Consider the following 20,252-nt stretch of genomic DNA (forward strand, 5'->3'; position numbering starts at 1 on the left):
ATAGTATGAGGTAATTTAAATATAATAAGGTGAATAGGTGATGGGATATCAATATGAACAAAGAAGCCTAACTAAAGAACAGAAAGAAGCAATAGGAATACTCTCAGTTGGTACATTCCTAGAATATTTTGACTTAATGTTATATGTTCATATGGTGGAGTTTTTTAATGAGTTATTTTTTAAACCTACCGATTCTCATACAGCCTCTTTAATAAAGGCTTTTGTCTTTTGTTCTACATATATTCTTCGACCTGTTGGTGCCTTAATATTCGGTTGGTTAGGTGATAATATAGGTCGTAAGTCAACAGTAATCATTACAACTTTTTTAATGTCTACATCATGTTTTGTTATGGCTAATCTGCCTACTTATACTCAGATAGGAAGCATGGCAGCTTGGATAGCGATAATTTGCCGTGCTGTTCAAGCTATCTCTTCTATAGGAGAGGTGACAGGGGCACAACTTTATTTAACTGAGATGATTAATCCACCAGTTCAATATACAGCTATAGGATTAATATGGGTCTCCTGTATCATAGGGTCGTTATGTGCTTTAGGGATTGCATCACTTGTTACTTCTCATGGTTTTAACTGGCGTCTGGCATTTTGGATTGGTGCAGTAATTGCATTGGTTGGTTCTGTTGCAAGAAACAAACTTAGAGAAGTACCAGAATTTGCTGATGCCAAATGTCGAATAAAAAGAGTTTTTGAAAGAATTAATACAGATACAACTGTATTAAAAGACAATCCCCTTTGGCAAGCAAAAGTTAATAAGAAAACATTAATATCTTTCTTTTTATTACAATGTGCTGCACCGGTATGTTTTTATTTTACGTATATACATTGTGGTAATATTTTGAAAACTAGCTTTGGTTATACAACGTCTGAGGTTATTCATCATAATTTTATTGTCTGTATAATAGAGCTGTTAGTCATGTTAATATTAACTTATTTAAGTTTAAAAGTACATCCGTTATTAACTGTGCGAATTATACTTATAATATTTTCTATTTTTATCATCTTTTGTCCATATTTATTGAATAATGTTAATTCTCCTTACCAATTATTCTTGATTCAATTCTTTATGGTCTTACTGCGTGAATGCTTAGGTCCTGCTGTTCCCATTTGTTATAAAAGCTTTCCTATATTTAAACGTTTTACTTGTGCTACTATGACATTCGCTTTATCTCGGGCTTTAATGTTTGTTATTACCTCTTTTAGTTTTGTCTATCTTATTGAATATTTTGGCAATTGGGGATTATGGTTTATTACGATTCCTACAATCATCGGTTTTACCTATGGGCTATTGCATTTTGAACAATTGGCAAAAGAATCTGGGAATTATCAACACAAAGGAGTCGCATAGCTATTGGGTAGCTATATATTAAATAATCCATTCCTGGTCATTTCTGGGATTGCTGCGTTGCCGTAAAGCACTTTTTCACAATGACGCCTGAGACATCTAAAACTTCTTAAGGTTTATAATGCAAAGAACTCCTACTAATTAACTCCTACCCAATTTTGTTTTTTTTGCTTGGGGTATAAGATTTTTTGTTTGGATTACTTCTTTACTTACTCTAGGTTTTAGCAATGTTTCTTTAAATTTGATGCTCTCAGTTAAAACATTTTCTATCTTCTTGATATTAGATAAATTTTCAGGAGTAATCTTATTCATAAGATGGTTAGATAAACTAGAAAGCCCTATTTTTTTACAAAAATTTGCTGCCTTATAACACATCTTATCTATATTAGTTAAATTAGGTGTTGTTATTTCTATTAATTTAGTTGTATTTTGAATATTTATATTATACTCTGTATCTGCCTTTATTTTTTCAACATCCTTATTAGTGAGATATTGTTCTTTGTTAAGATGAGTTAATAATTTGTCATAAAACCGTTCTATTTGTTCTTCAGTGATTTCTTTACTTTTTACTGTCTTTTGTACGAAGTCGTCAATTTTATCTCCAAGAGATTTTAGACGTTTTTCTACATCTGTAACATATTGTGCTGGATCCAAACTTGTTACACTTTTTTGATTTTTAGGTACTGAGACTTTTTGCTCTTGCCATGTTCCATCCTCACTTCTTTTCCATTGTACTTCCTGAACCATTTCTGTAACAGAATGAACAGGAACTTTAATTTGATAATTATTTTCACTAGCCCATTCTAGGGTATGTCGTCACGAGATTGTGATTGCATAATTTTATGTGATTTGTTATTATAATTGTAGTAATAAAAATAGGCGATAAGAAGCAATGAGTTTAGCACATAGAAGACATGATATAAGCGATGAGCTTTGGAATAAGATAGAAAGTAATTTACCTGGTCAGAAAGGTTGTTGGGGAGGTATTGCAAGAGACAATAGAACTTTTATAAATGCAGTGATGTGGATATTTAGAACGGGAGCTCCATGGAGAGATTTGCCTCCTGATTATGGCAATTGGAAGAATGTACACAGAAGATTCTGTAGATGGCGTGATAATGGGATATGGGAGAATTTGCTAAATATTTTTATAAATGCTCCTGATTTTGAATGGTTAATGATAGATTCTACATTTGTAAAAACTCACAAAGCAGGACTTGGAGCGAAAGGCGGGAATCAAACGGTTAGTCGCACAAAAGGGGGCTCAATACAAAGGTACATATGGCCGTGGATGCGTATGGTATGCCGGTCAGAATTATTGTTACAGAAGGTTCCAGAAATGATTGTACTCAAGCTTGTGAGTTAATCCAGAATATGGAGGCACAACATCTTATGGCTGATAAAGCTTACGATACAAACGCCATAATAGAATCGGCTGTGAATGCAAACATAATTCCTGTAATACCATCAAAAAGAAACAGGAAGATTCAAAGAGAGATAGATAAATATCTATATAAGCTAAGGCACATTATTGAAAATACATTTCAAAAATTTAAAGAATGGCGTGGTATAGCAACAAGATATGCTAAAAATACAAAATCATACATGGTGGGTCTTTGTTTAAGGGCTTTACTAATGTGGGCTCAAATCTCGTGACGACACACCCTAGAGCAGTTTTCCCTTCAATTTGAATATTATGGTGAGCTGCGTATGCTATTGGATCTTTAATAGGTGAGCGAGCAAAAGCTTCTAACCACTGACCTTTTTTAAATTCAGGAGAGACGTCACTAAATTTGCTCACTATATCTGCTGATTTTGCAATTTCTTTCATGTTATTAAGATTTTCCTTTATATTTTCTTTATAAAATATTCTTAATTCATCAAAGTTATTAATAGATATGTTTTCAAAGTTATTATCCTGGAGTCTTGCACTAACAGTTAGACCTTTTGGATCAAATCCAACTTTTTTCAATTCATCAACTTTTTGATCAACCATAGCCTCTATTTGCTGCTCATCTAACTGATGTATCATTTGCTCTAATGATTTACTATATTTTTCAATGCTAAATGATAAGTTACCTTGCCTAATAGCTTCAGTATATCCAACTCCATCATGGGAAAACATTTTATATGTTTCTTCGATCATAGAACCAAAATCTTGATGAAAAGTCATAAAAGATTTACCGTGATCTATTTTCACTACAGTTTTGCCGTCTTGTACCATCAAATTACCGGCATGGTAATCCCCTTCTCCTAACATATGACAAGCAGCAATGACTTTTTCAAACCCTTCCAATTTTTGTAAGTTTAAATCATTACCTCTAACTCTGGTCCGACCTAATAAACCAGAGAATTCTGAAAGTTGTACCACATTGTCAAAGAATTTGGAGCGGACGTAAAGTGAGTTTTTGTTGGCTTTATTAGGTACTACTAATTCCTCTTTAGGGGCACGATCATACAATAAAAACTGATACATAGAAGAACCTATTAACTCCTGTACACCGTCAGTTCTGTCTGATAAAGCTTGGTTATCCCACTTTTGTTTATCTGGAGTTAAACAATCCTTATAGCTTTTATAGAAATGTTTTAAAATAAAAGTATTACCTGTCTTATTTTCTTGAGCAATATATCCGGCAGATACACCAGCTTGCTTATTGCCCTTTCGTGAGAAACCACTCTGCTTTATAATTGCTCTATCACGTAACATAGATTCAAGTTTGTTTGTTCTAGGTGCTGGTACTGGTTTATTTTTTTTTATTCTAGGTACTTTACTTTCTTTAACTAATGCATCCATAAGAGGGATATCTATTATCTCCCTTATGTCTTGATTTTGCTCTCCAGGAAACATCTCTTTTATTATCTTTAATGTTTTACCTAAAATGTGTCCAGAATATGGAAAATTCTTCAATTCCTTTTTATACAAATTAATATTAGATTCTGATGGTTCTTGAGAAAGTGCTATTACACTATCGGCAATTTTTTCACATTTTTTAAGTAGTCTTTTATCTGGGTTTTTACCATCTACAATTACCATTTCTTTTAAAGCTTCAAATAGCTGATTGCGTAAGAGTATTTTAACTTCTTCATGATTTGCCATAGAGACCTATTTTTTTTTTATTTGTAACTAATGGTTCATTATTAATCTAAGAAAACTTTTTGAAGAGATTTTTTTGCTAAATTTCCTTCAGTAAGAAAGTCCTTATTTAAATGAGTAATCTCATTATTCAATAATCTCGATTGTAAGTAATCACTAATTGCCTGGGTAAATTCACCAATTTTATTCCGAAAGAAATGATCGGCTCCTTGGATAAGCTTATAGTCAACAGTTATATGTTTCTGCTTAGACAATTTACCTACTAGTTCAAGCACTGATTCTTCTGACACTATACTATCTTTGTCACCTTGTATTACAAAGCCGGAAATAGGGCATTGAGATAAGAAGGAAAAATCATATTTATTTACTGGTGGAGATACCATAATAAAATTATTAATCTCTGGTCTTCTCATGATAAGTTGCATGGTTATCCATGCTCCAAAAGAAAAGCCTGCTATCAAATTTATACTACCACTAGGATTGTTAAGCTGTAACCAATCAAGTGCTGTTGCAGCATCGGTCATTTCACCAACACCATTATCAAACTCTCCTTGGGAACGTCCAACTCCCCGGAAATTAATTCTGAGTACTGTAAATCCATTAGACACTAATGTTTTATACACATAATAAACCACTTTGTTATTCATAGTGCCACCGTAAAGTGGATGTGGATGTAATACTAAAGCAAGTGGAGCTTTAGAATCACTAGATTTAGTATATAGTCCTTCAATCCGACCGGCAGGACCATTAAAAAAAACTTCAGCCATAATTATACACTATCATATATTACTTTATATCGATCACTAAGACAAATTAGTAAAAATTATAGCATGCTACTTGATATATTTCAAGCTAACTAAATACATTAATATGTTAATCGGGTTGGTTATATTTAATTTTACTAAATTTATAATAAGTTGTATTTTAGTAATTTAAACTATTAGTTGCTGTTTAAGTGAAAATAACAATCATTTTTATATTATTATTTATAATTTCTATAGCAAATAAGGTTTATGGATCAGCTTGGTTAATCGACTCAGGTAGGTATAGATATCTGGCTACTACTGCTACTATCGATAAAAATTCTGAAAATATTAAGCAAATAAGAGCCGATTTCTTTTTACAAATTCAGCGTAAACTATCCCATTTAAGAGAACGTATCAAGTTGGTTAACAATTCATCAGCTCTGTATAATAAGTTATTTTGCCAAATTCAATCTTTAGAACGTAGCTCAAGAGAAATATCTTCATACCAAGATCAATTAATGAGAATTTTTACTATCGAATATGGCATTAATAATAACCAAAATTTAGCTATTCAATTGCTTTATAAAGAAAATAAATTTCAGGGAAGTAATGATATGAACTACCTATCTAACAATAAAGAAATTGGTATATTTTATAAAATGAAGCTCTTTCAGAATGTTCATCGAGTAGTCTCAGTTCAGCCAAGAATATACATAACTCAAGATGGGTGTGAGCAGCAATTTTCTTATGAATTATTATTGTTATCAGCAATATCCAAAAAAATGCGGACAATTTTAGGTGAAACTTCAGTATTTGCTCAAGGTATTTTGAGTTTTGGGCAGAACCTAAATAATCCATATGGCAAAAGAAGCCATTATAGTTTTTCCATGTCTAAGGGAGTTGAATTTCAAAATGGCATTATGTTAGTGAGCTTTACCAAATATTATAATAGAAGAAATTATGGTAATATTTATAATAAAACTTTATATAAGCAATTTTCAATTGCAAAAAAGATTAAGTTTGGTAATCTAAAGAAAAATAGTATAACAACACAAATAGGGTATTTTTCGGATAAAAGCCTGATTAAACAGCGTTATAAAATATCGGGAGTAATATTTTCAATATGGATGGATATATAAGGAGCCTGAATATAGAATTTTTAGATATTCTAGGGTATGTCGTCACGAGATTGTGATTGCATAATTTTATGTGATTTGTTATTATAATTGTAGTAATAAAAATAGGCGATAAGAAGCAATGAGTTTAGCACATAGAAGACATGATATAAGCGATGAGCTTTGGAATAAGATAGAAAGTAATTTACCTGGTCAGAAAGGTTGTTGGGGAGGTATTGCAAGAGACAATAGAACTTTTATAAATGCAGTGATGTGGATATTTAGAACGGGAGCTCCATGGAGAGATTTGCCTCCTGATTATGGCAATTGGAAGAATGTACACAGAAGATTCTGTAGATGGCGTGATAATGGGATATGGGAGAATTTGCTAAATATTTTTATAAATGCTCCTGATTTTGAATGGTTAATGATAGATTCTACATTTGTAAAAACTCACAAAGCAGGACTTGGAGCGAAAGGCGGGAATCAAACGGTTAGTCGCACAAAAGGGGGCTCAATACAAAGGTACATATGGCCGTGGATGCGTATGGTATGCCGGTCAGAATTATTGTTACAGAAGGTTCCAGAAATGATTGTACTCAAGCTTGTGAGTTAATCCAGAATATGGAGGCACAACATCTTATGGCTGATAAAGCTTACGATACAAACGCCATAATAGAATCGGCTGTGAATGCAAACATAATTCCTGTAATACCATCAAAAAGAAACAGGAAGATTCAAAGAGAGATAGATAAATATCTATATAAGCTAAGGCACATTATTGAAAATACATTTCAAAAATTTAAAGAATGGCGTGGTATAGCAACAAGATATGCTAAAAATACAAAATCATACATGGCGGGTCTTTGTTTAAGGGCTTTACTAATGTGGGCTCAAATCTCGTGACGACATACCCTAGCAAAAGAACAGCTAGTTACTGATTTACAAATATCTCATATTAAGCTCAAATTAGCTGAGAATGATTTTTTTAACACGATAATCGAAGAAGGGATTATTAATAATGAGATGATTATAGAAATTTTATATAAGTATAAACTATTACCACTATTAAGTGTCCAGGAATCTCAGGTTAAGATTTATGATTACTCAAAAATTGATCAATATGTCAGAAATGGTTATTTCATTTATGAAAATGATGAAAGTAATGAGGTGCTTGCTATAAATGACCTAGCCTATTTAGGAAAGTTATCAGCCATACATTATAACGTGCAAATTAAGTTGGTTAGAAAGAATGATTTTTATCAATTACTTGAACGAAATTTCAGTCATTTAAATATCATAAAATCCAAATATTTTCTTGAATTTCTCTCATTATACATGATAGCAAAAAACATCAATTACACTAGGGCGTGTCATCAATTAAGTTGACATAAATATTAGGATGAGGCAAATTAGATATTGGTAAAAAAATAAGAAGGTGACCAATGCGCAGATATGCTTTAAGAGATGATCAATGGGAAAGGATAAAGGATATTTTACCTGGAAAAGAAGGAGACGTAGGAGCAAGTGCCAAAGATAATAGATTATTCGTAGAAGCTGTATTATATAGATATCGTGCTGGTATACCGTGGAGAGACTTACCAGAAAGATTTGGAGATTTTAGAGTAATTCATACAAGACATACACGTTGGAGCCAAAAAGATGTATGGAAGAAGGTTTTTGAACTACTTGCACAAGATGCAGATAATGAATATAGTATGATTGATTCAACGATTGTTAGAGTACATCAACATAGTGCCGGAGCTAAAAAAAAGTCATAGTAGATGACCAAGCAATAGGTCGTAGTAAAGGTGGTTTATCAACTAAAATTCATGCAACTGTTGATGCTTTAGGAAATCCGACAGCTTTTTATTTAACCCCTGGTCAGTCGCATGATTTACAAGGTTCTGATGCTTTAATGGAAACTTTGACAAAAGCGGATACCGTAATTGCAGATAAGGCTTATGATGCTAAGGCAAGAATGAGGAATAAGATAAAAGATAAGAATTGCACTCCTGTAATTCCATCCAAGAAGAATCGTAAATTTCCTGTAGAATATGATGTAGAGCTTTATAAGTATCGTCATTTAATTGAAAATTTCTTTGCAAAACTTAAACAATCTCGAGGCATTGCTACGCGTTATGATAAACTAGCTCAGAATTTTCTGGGAGCAATTTATTTGGCTTCTTCTGTAATATTACTTAATTGATGACACGCCCTAAGTCAATTATCATATTTTTTTTGATATATTTTGCCATATTACTTAATTTTAAACATCTTTTTCATATAATTAATACTATCTGCTATTTTTCACAAAATATTTTAAAAATTATACTATTTAACCAAGCAGCAATTACGCCAGATACCATATTTAAAATTAGTGATCTATATTCCAATGATTCCCTACCTATTTATACTATCTTACTCCCACTATATCAAGAATCAGGCAAATTAAAGTCAATAATTAGTTGTATTGCTAATATTAATTATCCTAAACATAAATTAGATGTCAAAATCATTGTTGAAGCAGATGATTATTTGATGATCAAGGAAAGCATTCTATATGAATTACCCTCTTATATACATTTGATTAAAGTGCCATTTACTCTACCTAGAACTAAACCGAAAGCTCTTAACTATGCTATGCAATATTGTAAAGGAAAATATGTAGTAATATATGATGCGGAAGATAGACCTGATACTGATCAACTTCTTAAAGCAGTAATAGCCTTTGATAGTTTACCAAAAGAATATGTCTGTTTGCAAGCTAAACTTAATTTTTATAATGAGAATGAAAATTTACTCACTAAGCTTTTTAGTATAGAATATTGTTTATGGTTTAAATATCTTCTGAAAGGCTTAAGTTTAATGAACTTACCGGTGACTCTTGGAGGAACTAGCAATCATTTTAAGGTTGATGCTTTACAAAAAATAGGTTTCTGGGATGCTTATAATGTTACTGAGGATGCTGATTTAGGGATTAGGCTATATTCATTTGGCTATAAAGTTCATATGATCGATTCTTATACTTTAGAGGAATCGCCTATAGATATTATCAATTGGATAAATCAAAGGTCTCGTTGGATAAAAGGATTTATCCAAACATTTTTGGTATTCCTTGCCCAAAAAGACAAATATAAAAGGTTTAAATTCTATCAAATAATTACTATTTTCATTTTTATTGGTTTTTCTTCTTATGGTTTTTGTTGTGTACCATTTCTAATAATAACTATTAAAATTAATAAATTGGCTGTAGTTAATTATTTGTGGATAGTTAATAGTTTTTTTGCTTTTTCGTACCTTTATGGTAGTGCTTTTTTTATTTTACTGAGCAAAAAAGGCAAAATAACTAATTTTCGAGTATTAGATGTTGCTGCCTTGTTAGTATGGCCTTTGTATTTTTTGCTACACACGATAGCAAGTTACAGGGCTATTTGGCAGATTGTTTTTATGCCCTTCAAATGGGATAAAACTCAGCATGGGATTAGCACCCTAGACCTTGAATAGAGCTATATAGCTAACCCGAATAGATTTTTGATATTATTAAGTTCCTAAATGTCATTGCGAGAAGGCGTAGCCTACGAAGCAATCCAGAAAAGTAATTAGAAATGGATTGCCACGCCACCTACGGTGGCTCGCAATGACGCTTGGTGAGTAGATTGCTTCGTTGCCACTAAAGTGGTTATTCACAGAGCCTAATAGACGTTTGTAAACTTTGAGTACTCCTGTTTTAGCTATAGAACTTAACATGCTGTAATATATTCCTTGCAGCCTCACTAGCAGAGAGATTTGTAACATCAAACTCAAATAAATTAGGATGAGAAATTTGAATTAATGGATATTCTGGATAAACATCTTGTACACCGATTGATTTATAACGAAGCAGCCTATCTAGATGTTGAATTCTCTTAATATTTTCTTCTTCTGAAATTAGTAATTTTACTGGAATAAACACAGAACTACGATTTATTGCTAGCTGTTGTACTTGGTTAAAAAGTTTACGATCACCATCAACTTCATACAGACAATTGGTAAGAACATAATTATTACTAATTTCTTGGCTTAAAAAATTAAAAATACCATCTCGTATAAGTCTAATTGCATCCCAAGCAAATTCTGGAATAGGAGTTAATCCATTATAATTTAGTAGTGAAAAAATAGGATTATTGATATGTTGGTTATCACATATACTATAACCAGCCCTTGCTATTTCTTTTGCTATAGTATACTTTCCGGTTCCTGGTTTTCCTATTAGGTAGATAATAATAGTAGCCACTTTGTTGATCTCACTTCTTCAAATTTTCTGCAGTACATATAAGAACATTACCATCAATTTGTATTATGCGAAGCGTGTCTCCTTTATACGCTGATTTTACAGAATCTTTGCTGAGTTTGGCATTCATAATCGTTCCTGACCACAATACCTGTCCCTTTTCTCCTACTAAGAGTTCATTACTATATACTTGTACTTCCTGACCGAACATATCAGAATACTCGTATTTACCATATTTCTTGCCAACATAGAATTTTAATGGATACCATAAAATAATTAACCATATAAAAGAAGCAAAACCAAAAATTATATACTGGTATTTTAAAAGATTCGGATAATTACTCAATATTATTGCATTGGATATTCCACCTAAACCCAAAAATAAAAAACCAACATTTGGAATATTAGCGAATTCTATAATTATACAAATAATGCCAGCGATCAGCCACCATTCTACTATTGAAACTTCAAAGATGCTCATATGATACCTTCAATTAATCTTCGATTCTGAGGTTATTAATTAAGACAATTCCTACTATAACTCCTGGTTAAACAATTGTAAACAACCATATCCTATCTCATCAAAAACAGGAATATTATAATTATTAAAAAATAAAGAAATACACAAAATGACTAGAATAATAACGAATGGAATGATAATAAGCTAAGTTTACTTTGAAATAATTTTAGTTGGTTCAAGCAATTATCATTTAGTCATGAACAAATGTCTTTAAAAACATTATAACATTAGCTATATCTTGAGGCTTATTTAAACCAGCAAAAGACATCTTTGTTCCAGGTATATATTGGCTAGGTTTATGCAAAAAATGAAATAGACTTTCTTCATCCCATATTCCTCCTTTGCTAGATAGAGCAGTTGAATATTTATAATTCTCTGCTTTAGCTTTTTCCGTCCCAACGATATTCCATAGATGTGGTCCAACCTTATTAGCTTTACTATTGTCAAAGGAATGGCACATTAAGCATTTTTTTGCTATTTCCCTTCCCGCCTCAGCATTAGCAGTTTTCATCAATTCCTCTATATTCACTGGTGCTTCCGCAATCGCGTTCGCATCAGATCCATTAGGCGAATCTTCTGTTACTTCTACTTTGTAGCCTCGAGATTCAGGATGTAAAACTGGCTTATACAGAATATCTGTTATAAACCCTACCATCATTGCAATTAAACTTGCTAATAAAATAGAAGCAGCAATTTTATTTAACTCTATTCCAGACATATTTTTAGTGTCGTCTCCGTAGAGAGAATATGTATTACCATAAGATAGTTTTGTACTGGAGCGGGTGAAGGGATTCGAACCCTCGACTTCGACCTTGGCAAGGTAGCGCTCTACCCCTGAGCTACACCCGCTTTTAAAACACTGCAAATGGAAAAATAATTATTTTTATTCCAAATTGAGGTAAAAAGGCTCACTTGTACGAAAACAAATCATAAATATAGGATATACTATAAAAAGATCAAGAAGAAATAACATCAAAAAAAATTTAAATGTTATTCATGATCCTGCACCGAAACAGGGATGACATTAAAACCATAGATATTTATCTTAAAATAATATAAAAATATCTTGCTTAAAAACACTAAATCAACTAAAAATCATTACTTTAATATTAATTAATTTGGAACAAATTATGGGTCAAAAAAACAATCCTAATGATGGTTTGTCAGAGAATCAAACAAATGATATTAACTATGATGATTTTCCTTATGAAAGTTTTCCTTTTGCTTATACAAGACCAGAGCATTTAAGAACTATAGGTCTAGTATTTGGCATGCAACCTCCTATGGTAGAAAATGCTAGGATACTTGATATTGGTTGCGGTGAAGGCGGTAATATGATTGATTTTGCCGAAAGTTATCCAGAATCTTATTCTTTAGGGATTGACTTGTCAAAAGTACAAATTAATAACGGATTGGAAGTAGTAAATAGTTTAGGTCTAAAGAATATTGAGCTAAAATGTTTATCGATATTGGATATTGATGAATCATTTGGTAAATTTGATTATATAATTTGTCATGGGGTAATTTCTTGGGTGCCGGATGTGGTTCGTAACAAGATTTTTGAAATATCTAGTAAATTATTAAGTCCTAATGGTATTGCCTTTATCAGCTATAATACTCTGCCAGGTTGGAATATGCAGAAAACTATTAGAGATATGATGATGTTTCATAGTGCTATCTTTACTGATAACCATGATAAACTACAACAAGCTAAATTATTATTAGATTTTGTTAGTGATTCTCTAGAAAAATCAGAGAGTCCTTATTCTAAGTTCTTACAGCACGAAACTAACTTTCTTAAGAAGTTAGGCAATTCATATTTGTTACACGAATATCTCGGAGAAGAGAATACAGCTTTTTACTTCCAGGAATTTGTAAGTAACGCTAGAAAACATAATCTGAATTATCTTGGAGATTCCTCACTTTCTGCCATGTTTGTCGGTAATTTGCCGGAAAAGACGGCAGAAAAATTACAATCGATAAATGATATTGTAAGAACTGAACAATATATGGACTTTATTACTAATCGTAAATTTAGAACTACTTTGTTATGTCACAATAATGTCATGATCAATAGGACAATTGAACCAAGTAAATTATCTGACTTCTATACTACTTTTAATATCAGACCAGTTAGGCTTGAAAGTGAGGTGGATTTAAACAATGCAGTAGAAAATTTGGAATTTTATTATAATAATTCAGAATCCCCTGGTATTTCAACGTCTTCTTCTATAATGAAAGCTGTCTTCTATGTTTATGCCGATAATACTGGTAATCCTTTGACTTTAGATCAAGTCTCTAAACTGGCTATGAAAAAGTTAGAGAAATTCCAACTTAAAGATTTTAAGGAAGAATTAGATTCTGTAATTATAAAACTGGTGTTACAAGGGTATGTGCAAATATTTGCAACAAAACCTATTTCAATATATAACATTTCGTCAAAACCAAAAGTAAGTGAGTTAGTAAGATATCAGGCTCAAAAGTTAGGACAAACTAATTTGGTTGTGACAAATCGAATTAATGCTTTGGTTCCATTGCAATTGCATGAAAAATATATTATTGAACTATTAGATGGTACAAATTCTATCCAGCAGATTGAAGAAAAAATGTTTGAAAAATTTGCTTCTGGACTATTAGTGGCGTCTAATAAAGATGGTATAGTAAGTGATGAAAAACTTTTAAAACCATATATTACACATTGTGTAGGTGTTTGCTTACAAAAATTCAAAATGAATTATTTATTAATTGGATAAAATAATGTTAGTTGAAAAAATTACTACCCTAGCTAATAATTCTGAAGAGATAAATGTAATTATCGAGATTCCGATGCAAAGTAATCCGGTAAAATACGAGATGGATAAAAAATCAGGGACACTATTTGTTGATAGATTCATGCAAACTGCCATGTTTTACCCTGGTAATTATGGGTTTATCCCACATACTCTGTCAGAAGATGGTGACCCAGTAGATGTATTGGTCATAGCACATTATCCTGTTGTACCTGGTTGCGTAATTAGATCACGCCCCATTGGGGTTTTAATGATGGAAGATGAATCTGGATTGGATGAAAAAATTATTGCTGTGCCTAGCTCTAAGCTAGATATTACTTTTGATTCAATAAAAGATTTAGATGATCTTTGCCCAATGTTAAGACAACGAATAGTACATTTCTTTGAACATTATAAAGATATAGAAAAAGGTAAATGGGTAAAGGTAATTGGCTGGGAAAATGCTCAAAAAGCCAAAGAGTTAATTGATGAAGGTATATCAAGGGCAAAGAGTTAGCTTTGATATAGTGGCATATACTCAAAATTGGAATAATAAATGAAAGGCGAGGGATATACATTATTTCGTTCTGGAATTATAATAGCTTTATTTACCTTAATTTCTCGTATATCTGGTCTTGCTAGAGAATTATTTGTCGCTTCATTATTTGGAGCTGGTAGTGTTGCTGATAGCGTTAATGTTGCTTTTAAATTACCCAATCTATTTAGGCGTATTTTTGGCGAGGGGGCTTTATCAGTCGTTTTTATACCTATTTTTAATACAAAAATCATAGAATCTCGTGAGGCGGCACACCATTTCACCGGCGTTATATTTACTATTTTACTAATTACTTTAGTAATGGTAGTAGTACTAATGCAACTTATGATGCCTTCCTTAATGTTTATTATTGCTCCTGGTTTTCATGAAGATCCAGAGAAATTTAATTTAACAATTGCTCTGTGCCGTATCACTATGCCATATTTGGTTTTTATTTCGATAGCGGCGATGCTTGGGGGTATTCTAAATTCAGTAAAGAGGTTCGCAGCTTTTGCTTTTTCTCCGATTATTTTAAATATTCTTGTGATTATTACAACGGTAGCATTACAAGAACGTATATCTGCTCCTATATCGATTAGTTTATCTCTGGTGATTGCTGGCTTATTACAAATCATTTTTATGTTTTATTGTGTCATTAGAGTTGGTTTATCGTTTCCACTAGTTTTTGATCCATATAATAGAGATGTCAAAAAGTTTTTGTCCAATATGGGACCGGCGGTTGTTAGCTCAGGATTTCAGCAGCTTAGCTTATTTATCTCGCAATCAATAGCTAGCTTCATCGAAGGGGCGATTTCAATATTATCTTATGCAGATAGAATATACCAATTTCCTTTATCAATAATAGGGGTAACTTTTGGTACTATATTATTACCAGAATTATCGAAAACCTATCAAATGAATGATTTAAAGAAAGCGGCAAATATCCAGAATAATGCTATTAAAATTGGGCTTTTATTATCTTTACCAGCTGCCTTTGGTATTATTGTGCTATCAGAACCAATCATTCATATAATATATCAACGGGGAGCTTTTACCTATGTTGATACCATTAAAACTGCTGAGGCTATTTCGGCTTTTGCTCTTGGTTTGCCAGCTTTTATACTTGCCAAAATTTTGACCCCGATTTTTTATGCTAATCATGATACAAAAACTCCTTTAAAAATAACCTTATATTCCCTTACAGTGAATACTATATTAAATATTGTTATGATGAGGCAATTTGGTCATCTTGGTATAGCTCTTGCCTGTTCTATTACCGCTTGGTATAATGTTTGGTTGTTATACGTACACACAAAGAAATATGGTCTTTCTTTTATTGATGCAAAATTATACACATTTTGTGGCAAGATTTTATTAAGCTGCATAATAATGACACTAGTAATTTGGGTAATTAAACATTATTATGCCCAATATTATTATGCTGAATTCTTATTAGTAAAAGCTTTTATGCTAGCAGCAACAATTATAGTTGGAGTAGCAACGTTTTTTCTAATGGTTTTTTGTTTTAAGCTTTATCCAAAGAAATGTATTAATGATGAAAACTGAGTCTAATTATCAAGATTTTTTGAAGACTATAGCCATGATAACTATGGTAATAGATCATTGGGTTAAATTACAGAAACGGGGCAAAAGCGAACTGAAAGCATAAATTTTGCTCAAAACATCTTCTTTCTATAAAAATATCGCATCATAAACCATAACAAGTCATCTGTGCATTCCCTAAGAGATATTATACCTTAGCAGCAAATAAGGCTAAGAAATCTGATCGTATAATAAGCATTATGCCGCTTTAAAATTAACCACCTCATTAAAAGAATAATCTTGATCATTTGTTGCTAATAAATTGCTAAAATCGTAAATTCCATGCAGGTTGACGTGTCTCCAGCTTAATATTGAAGCATTGGGAATATTCTCTAATAAGATTTGTCTAGTGGTGCTATCTGATCGCATAATTATTTTTGTAAGCGCTATATAATTCCATAAAATAATTATATTCTGAATAATAGTTTTACACATAGCCGATATTTCCTGATCTTCTCGATAGGCTGCAGTGATTTCTTCGCCTGCAAATGAAACAGCAGTAGCAAATTTGTTAGCTAACTCGCCTTTGTTTAGTTGTTTCTCAATGGTTTGTCGCCAAGTAATATCATCGATATATTTTAGTACAAAGATAGATTTAATAATTCTACCAAATTCTTTTAGTGCTTCTTGGAGAGGATGTTGGTTAGCATAGTTACTTAATCTTTTTAATATTACTGACGCTCGGTGTTTTCTAAGCATAATGGTTGCAACCAGTCGTAATATATCGTCCCAGTTTCTTATTATTTTATCTTCCTTGACATAATATGCAGGTCTAACAGGATAATTGTCATTAGCCAATTTAGATTTAATCTTATCAAAACTTACTAAATTTAGTGAAGTAACATCTTTTATGCGAGGTGCAAATGTTACACTGATTAGATGTGATACGGCAAAAATCATCTCGGTATAGCCGTGAGTATCTGTCGAGTGTAGGTCACTCTTAATGATTTCATTGTGCAGCAAACCGTCAATCACATAAGCCGCATCTCTTTCAGAACTGCTAAATACATCGGTGTAAAACAGGATTCCCCGTTCATCAATAAATCGATAGACATTAACACCTTTGCTATTACCGTGATATTTATATGAGTAATTGGCATTCAATGATTCTACTGATACGCATTGTTTTTGACCGTCGCTTGATGTATGTAATAGACTTTTCTCACGTTTAAATTTGCTTGGTAACCACAATTTTGTCATTATGTCTATTAAGGTTTGGTTTACCATATATAAATTTTCCAATGAGAAATACCAATTAACGGCATTGGACAAAGTGTTGTAATTAACTCCTATTGCAGTGCTTGCAAGCTTATGTAAGCCTATGTTACTACCTAAAGCAAATATTCCGGCAAAAAATATTTCATTGTTTGGTTTTGCTTTTGCCCCCTTTATTTTATGGTGTTTAAAATTGGCGGTAAAATTAGACAAGTCATTCATTTCAGCCATCATTTGTAAAATGGGTATATATTTTTCTTTACCGATAATCGTTGAAATGGAGTCATAGTCCAGTTTGTCGATAGCCGGTGTGTGTATAGAGTATGTTCCGTCCTTTTTAACAGAGACATGTTTATTTTCTTTATTGATAATTCGTTGATTAACATCGATATATTGTTTATCTAAAGAGCCACGAAGTGTTGTTAGTAAACGATCAATATTCTCGGGTAAATCAAGATTTGGTATAATAGTATGTTTATTTTTTGTCCAATAATTTTCATCAATTAAATATTCATCGATTGATAAATAGCGATAAGAGTACAAAAGACTAATTTGACCTGCCTTGATTGCGTTGGCTACCTTACAAAAAAGAATAGCTTTATATAGCGACACATTAAATTCACCATTTCTGTAAACTGCTTTATACTCATGATCTTCTAGGAATTTATCAGGAGCAGCGGTGGTAATATTCTTCTCCGACTGATAATAAATTAAGGCTGAATAAAGCACATTATTATCCTTACAAACTTCAAACTGCAGATGTTTTATAATATCAGCAACACGATTTTGTAACTTTCTAGAAAGAGTAGACAAAATATCCAATTTATCACTTTGTGCCTTCTCATTATTAAGCTGGTCCTCTAGTTTCTTAGCATCTGATATAGCATGTTTTAAGTCTGTATTAGTATTCTCCAAAGGCACAACTTGACATAGTTTCTCGACTTTTTGATCATTAGTAAGAGCATTATCGTGTAGTATTTTTCTTACCAAATCAACCGTTGATTTGGTATTATCAAAGCCTAACAAAACAGAGTAGGTCAATTTATTTTTATCGGGAATTTTTTCTTTTACTACATTGTTTAGTTTCCTGTCGGCATTATTTAACTGCTGTTGCACATTTCTTAGTAACATATCAACAAGCGTATCTTGCCAAATTTTGTAATAATGGTCAATAAATGCAACAAGATACAAATACCTCTTATTTGGCTCTACAATATCGGTGATTTGTGTTACTTTTGCTTTAACTATCCACCCAGCATAATATTTGGTCGCATCTACTGATAAATCTAGTTTTTTTATCACTGACTGCAATTCCTGAAATAATTTCTTAATTATAAGAAAATTGTGTATCCCATGTCTAATTTGCCCAGGTCTTAATGACTGATTAATGCTTTTGAGTCGAGTAAGTAATGGTCGTTGATAATATTCTCCTGTAGTACAAACAAGTTGAACAAGTGCTTCACGCTGTGTTGGTGTGATTATATCTATTATTGCTTGCAAAACTGATTTTTCAAAAACACCAAATTTTTCTGTGACAATTCTGGTAACCTTATCGTAACTTGGTATTTCAATTCGTTTGTTACGCAATTCTTCTATCAGCAAGTAGAATAATTTGCGTGGATGCATTTGTTGTGCAACTAAATTTTCTACCCTTTGTGAAAATAACGTTTCAGCACCGGTAAATTCTATATAACCACAAGTTTCAAGAATTAATAATCTGTGTTTTTGACGTGTTCTATCGATGTATCGTTTACTAAAATCTTTGGTGACACTAACACCGATAACTTTCTCAACAAATTTAATATCACCGGATTTAAATAGGCTTTGCGTGTAAAATTTACCGCTAGCTTTAAAATATCCATACTGCAATAACAAGCCAACTTTGTTATGATTTTCCTTAATGCCTTTTAACAAGCTCATTACCGTCTCATCTACTTTGAAATAGTATTTCTGATCGTCTATTGATAATATTGGTGGATTATCAAATAATCTAATCTCGTAAGACGGCAGTATCTCTATCAAACGCATCAGTCAAATTCCCCTATTCGTTCCACAGCATCACTAAGATCCGTAAAAGATGGATGACAATATAACTTGGTGCTATCTAATCGTTCGTGTCCTGCAAGTACTGCAACCTTTTCCAAATTAACTCCTGCATCCACCAAATTCTTACAAAAAGTGTGTCTGAGTTGATGCGGTGATATTATCGCAAGTTCACCTGGAAGATTCAAGCTTTTTAACATAAGCTGAATGCCGCGAGGAGACAAAGTTCCACGTTGACCAATAAATATGAAAGAATCATTACCAGCATAATCTTTATATCCCAGATCAAAAAAAGACTGCCTTGCATCTTTATTTAATGGGACTTCACGATATTTAGAACCTTTTCCGGCATTTACCAATAACTTGCCCTTACGATCACTCATTACAACATGTATCCATTTGAGATTACATAATTCACTAACTCGCAATCCTGTGTTCATTAAAACCCTCACGATAGCAATATCCCTAACTTTACCGCAACGCTCTACACAACGTAATAGCTGATTTTGCTCAATTCTACTCAACCACTTGGGTATCGGCTGTGATTGCTTAACAGTCGGTGGTAATGGAAAACGATATTTGATCTTTTTACTATCCCACCCCCATTCTAAAAAATATTTTAATGACAATAATCGACGATTTATCGTTTGCGGTCTAAAATTGGAATCAATCAAATATTGTTTATACTGACGAACATCAGTTGGAGTAATATGAAGCAAATCCATATCCGTATTATTAGCCTTTTCAAACCAAGCAGCAAACTGAATCAGATCGCTATGATAACTTACCAATGTTGCAGGTGATTTATCTGTCGATTTTTGATAAGCAATATATTGCTTAATTTGAGTAATTTTAGTCATAAATAATTATGCGATTAGATTTTGATAGGATAACCTATTACAAATAATGCTATTATACGATTAGATTTCTTAGCCTTATTTGCTGCTAAGGTATAATATCTCTTAAGGAATGTACAGATGA

17 protein-coding genes, 1 tRNA gene and 1 pseudogene are annotated in these 20,252 nt (G+C 32.2%); 10 read left to right on the forward strand and 9 right to left on the reverse strand.

What is annotated here, in order from left to right; all coding sequences use genetic code 11:
• Window positions 1-37 precede the first annotated feature (37 nt).
• Window positions 38-1,363, forward strand: coding sequence for an MFS transporter (locus tag ACFELW_RS03880; RefSeq protein WP_375329683.1), 1,326 nt, complete (start codon window positions 38-40; stop codon window positions 1,361-1,363).
• Between the two features lie 138 nt (window positions 1,364-1,501).
• Here ACFELW_RS03880 and ACFELW_RS03885 read toward each other — a convergent pair whose 3' ends face one another.
• Window positions 1,502-2,107 carry a hypothetical protein gene (locus ACFELW_RS03885; RefSeq protein WP_375329684.1) on the reverse strand — a complete coding sequence of 202 codons (606 nt, stop codon included), beginning with the start codon at window positions 2,105-2,107 and terminating at the stop codon, window positions 1,502-1,504.
• A 145-nt stretch (window positions 2,108-2,252) separates the two neighbouring features.
• On the opposite strand from ACFELW_RS03885, the gene ACFELW_RS03890 reads away from it, so the two are divergent.
• Window positions 2,253-3,016, forward strand: a protein-coding gene (locus ACFELW_RS03890; RefSeq protein WP_375329685.1) for an IS5 family transposase whose coding sequence is annotated in 2 segments (ribosomal slippage) — window positions 2,253-2,610 and window positions 2,610-3,016 — 765 coding nt in all. Because the reading frame shifts where the segments join, the coding sequence is not laid out codon by codon here.
• Between the two features lie 13 nt (window positions 3,017-3,029).
• Here ACFELW_RS03890 and ACFELW_RS03895 read toward each other — a convergent pair.
• Together ACFELW_RS03895 and ACFELW_RS03900 are read right to left on the reverse strand one after the other, a co-directional pair.
• Window positions 3,030-3,710: pseudogene (locus ACFELW_RS03895) on the reverse strand (hypothetical protein); the annotation flags it as partial.
• 788 nt (window positions 3,711-4,498) lie between these two features.
• Window positions 4,499-5,221 carry an alpha/beta hydrolase gene (locus ACFELW_RS03900; RefSeq protein WP_341758983.1) on the reverse strand — a complete coding sequence of 241 codons (723 nt, stop codon included), beginning with the start codon at window positions 5,219-5,221 and terminating at the stop codon, window positions 4,499-4,501.
• Between the two features lie 188 nt (window positions 5,222-5,409).
• Between ACFELW_RS03900 and ACFELW_RS03905 the strand changes: the two genes are divergently transcribed.
• The 5 genes from ACFELW_RS03905 to ACFELW_RS03925 all read left to right on the forward strand — a co-directional run bounded on the left by ACFELW_RS03905 (window position 5,410) and on the right by ACFELW_RS03925 (window position 9,822).
• A complete protein-coding gene (locus tag ACFELW_RS03905; protein WP_375329686.1) occupies window positions 5,410-6,339 on the forward strand; it encodes a hypothetical protein in 930 nt (309 codons plus the stop codon).
• A gap of 118 nt (window positions 6,340-6,457) precedes the next feature.
• Window positions 6,458-7,221, forward strand: a protein-coding gene (locus tag ACFELW_RS03910; RefSeq protein WP_375329687.1) for an IS5 family transposase whose coding sequence is annotated in 2 segments (ribosomal slippage) — window positions 6,458-6,815 and window positions 6,815-7,221 — 765 coding nt in all. Because the reading frame shifts where the segments join, the coding sequence is not laid out codon by codon here.
• Window positions 7,222-7,341: 120 nt separating this feature from the next.
• Window positions 7,342-7,704, forward strand: coding sequence for a hypothetical protein (locus ACFELW_RS03915; protein ID WP_375329688.1), 363 nt, complete (start codon window positions 7,342-7,344; stop codon window positions 7,702-7,704).
• Between the two features lie 56 nt (window positions 7,705-7,760).
• Window positions 7,761-8,524 (forward strand): IS5 family transposase gene (locus tag ACFELW_RS03920; RefSeq protein WP_375329689.1). Its coding sequence is split into 2 segments (ribosomal slippage): window positions 7,761-8,093 and window positions 8,096-8,524, totalling 762 coding nucleotides; the frame shifts between segments, so codons are not numbered across the junction.
• Complete coding sequence (locus ACFELW_RS03925; protein ID WP_375329690.1) at window positions 8,524-9,822, forward strand: glycosyltransferase family 2 protein; 1,299 nt, start codon at window positions 8,524-8,526, stop codon at window positions 9,820-9,822. The genes ACFELW_RS03920 and ACFELW_RS03925 overlap by 1 nt, the downstream gene beginning before the upstream one ends.
• 223 nt (window positions 9,823-10,045) lie before the next feature.
• Here ACFELW_RS03925 and ACFELW_RS03930 read toward each other — a convergent pair whose 3' ends face one another.
• From ACFELW_RS03930 to ACFELW_RS03945, 4 genes are all read right to left on the reverse strand, one after another.
• The gene (locus ACFELW_RS03930; protein ID WP_341758987.1) at window positions 10,046-10,591 is read right to left on the reverse strand and encodes a hypothetical protein; all 546 of its coding nucleotides are present in this window, start codon (window positions 10,589-10,591) and stop codon (window positions 10,046-10,048) included.
• 10 nt (window positions 10,592-10,601) lie between these two features.
• Entirely contained in the window at window positions 10,602-11,069 is a 468-nt protein-coding gene (locus ACFELW_RS03935) for an NfeD family protein (protein WP_375329691.1), read from the reverse strand.
• A gap of 229 nt (window positions 11,070-11,298) precedes the next feature.
• Window positions 11,299-11,826: a cytochrome c family protein gene (locus ACFELW_RS03940; protein WP_341753146.1), complete on the reverse strand. Its 528-nt coding sequence runs from the start codon at window positions 11,824-11,826 to the stop codon at window positions 11,299-11,301.
• A gap of 56 nt (window positions 11,827-11,882) precedes the next feature.
• Window positions 11,883-11,957 (reverse strand) — tRNA-Gly (locus tag ACFELW_RS03945).
• Between the two features lie 281 nt (window positions 11,958-12,238).
• On the opposite strand from ACFELW_RS03945, the gene ACFELW_RS03950 reads away from it, so the two are divergent.
• The 3 genes from ACFELW_RS03950 to murJ are packed head-to-tail and all read left to right on the forward strand — an operon-like array spanning window position 12,239 to window position 15,977.
• Entirely contained in the window at window positions 12,239-13,861 is a 1,623-nt protein-coding gene (locus tag ACFELW_RS03950; protein ID WP_375329692.1) for a methyltransferase regulatory domain-containing protein, read from the forward strand.
• A 4-nt stretch (window positions 13,862-13,865) separates the two neighbouring features.
• A complete protein-coding gene (gene ppa / locus ACFELW_RS03955) occupies window positions 13,866-14,393 on the forward strand; it encodes an inorganic diphosphatase (protein WP_375329693.1) in 528 nt (175 codons plus the stop codon).
• Between the two features lie 39 nt (window positions 14,394-14,432).
• On the forward strand, window positions 14,433-15,977 hold the full coding sequence (gene murJ / locus ACFELW_RS03960) for a murein biosynthesis integral membrane protein MurJ (protein ID WP_375329694.1): 1,545 nt from the start codon (window positions 14,433-14,435) through the stop codon (window positions 15,975-15,977).
• A 234-nt stretch (window positions 15,978-16,211) separates the two neighbouring features.
• Here murJ and ACFELW_RS03965 read toward each other — a convergent pair whose 3' ends face one another.
• Window positions 16,212-19,256 (reverse strand): Tn3 family transposase, encoded by a 3,045-nt coding sequence (locus ACFELW_RS03965; RefSeq protein WP_375329695.1) that lies wholly within the window; start codon window positions 19,254-19,256, stop codon window positions 16,212-16,214.
• The gene (locus ACFELW_RS03970) at window positions 19,256-20,131 is read right to left on the reverse strand and encodes a tyrosine-type recombinase/integrase (RefSeq protein ID WP_375329696.1); all 876 of its coding nucleotides are present in this window, start codon (window positions 20,129-20,131) and stop codon (window positions 19,256-19,258) included. Before ACFELW_RS03970 ends, ACFELW_RS03965 begins: the two co-directional genes overlap by 1 nt.
• Between the last annotated feature and the right edge of the window lie 121 nt (window positions 20,132-20,252).

Source organism: Candidatus Tisiphia endosymbiont of Nemotelus uliginosus (assembly GCF_964264755.1).
GTDB lineage: Bacteria > Pseudomonadota > Alphaproteobacteria > Rickettsiales > Rickettsiaceae > Tisiphia.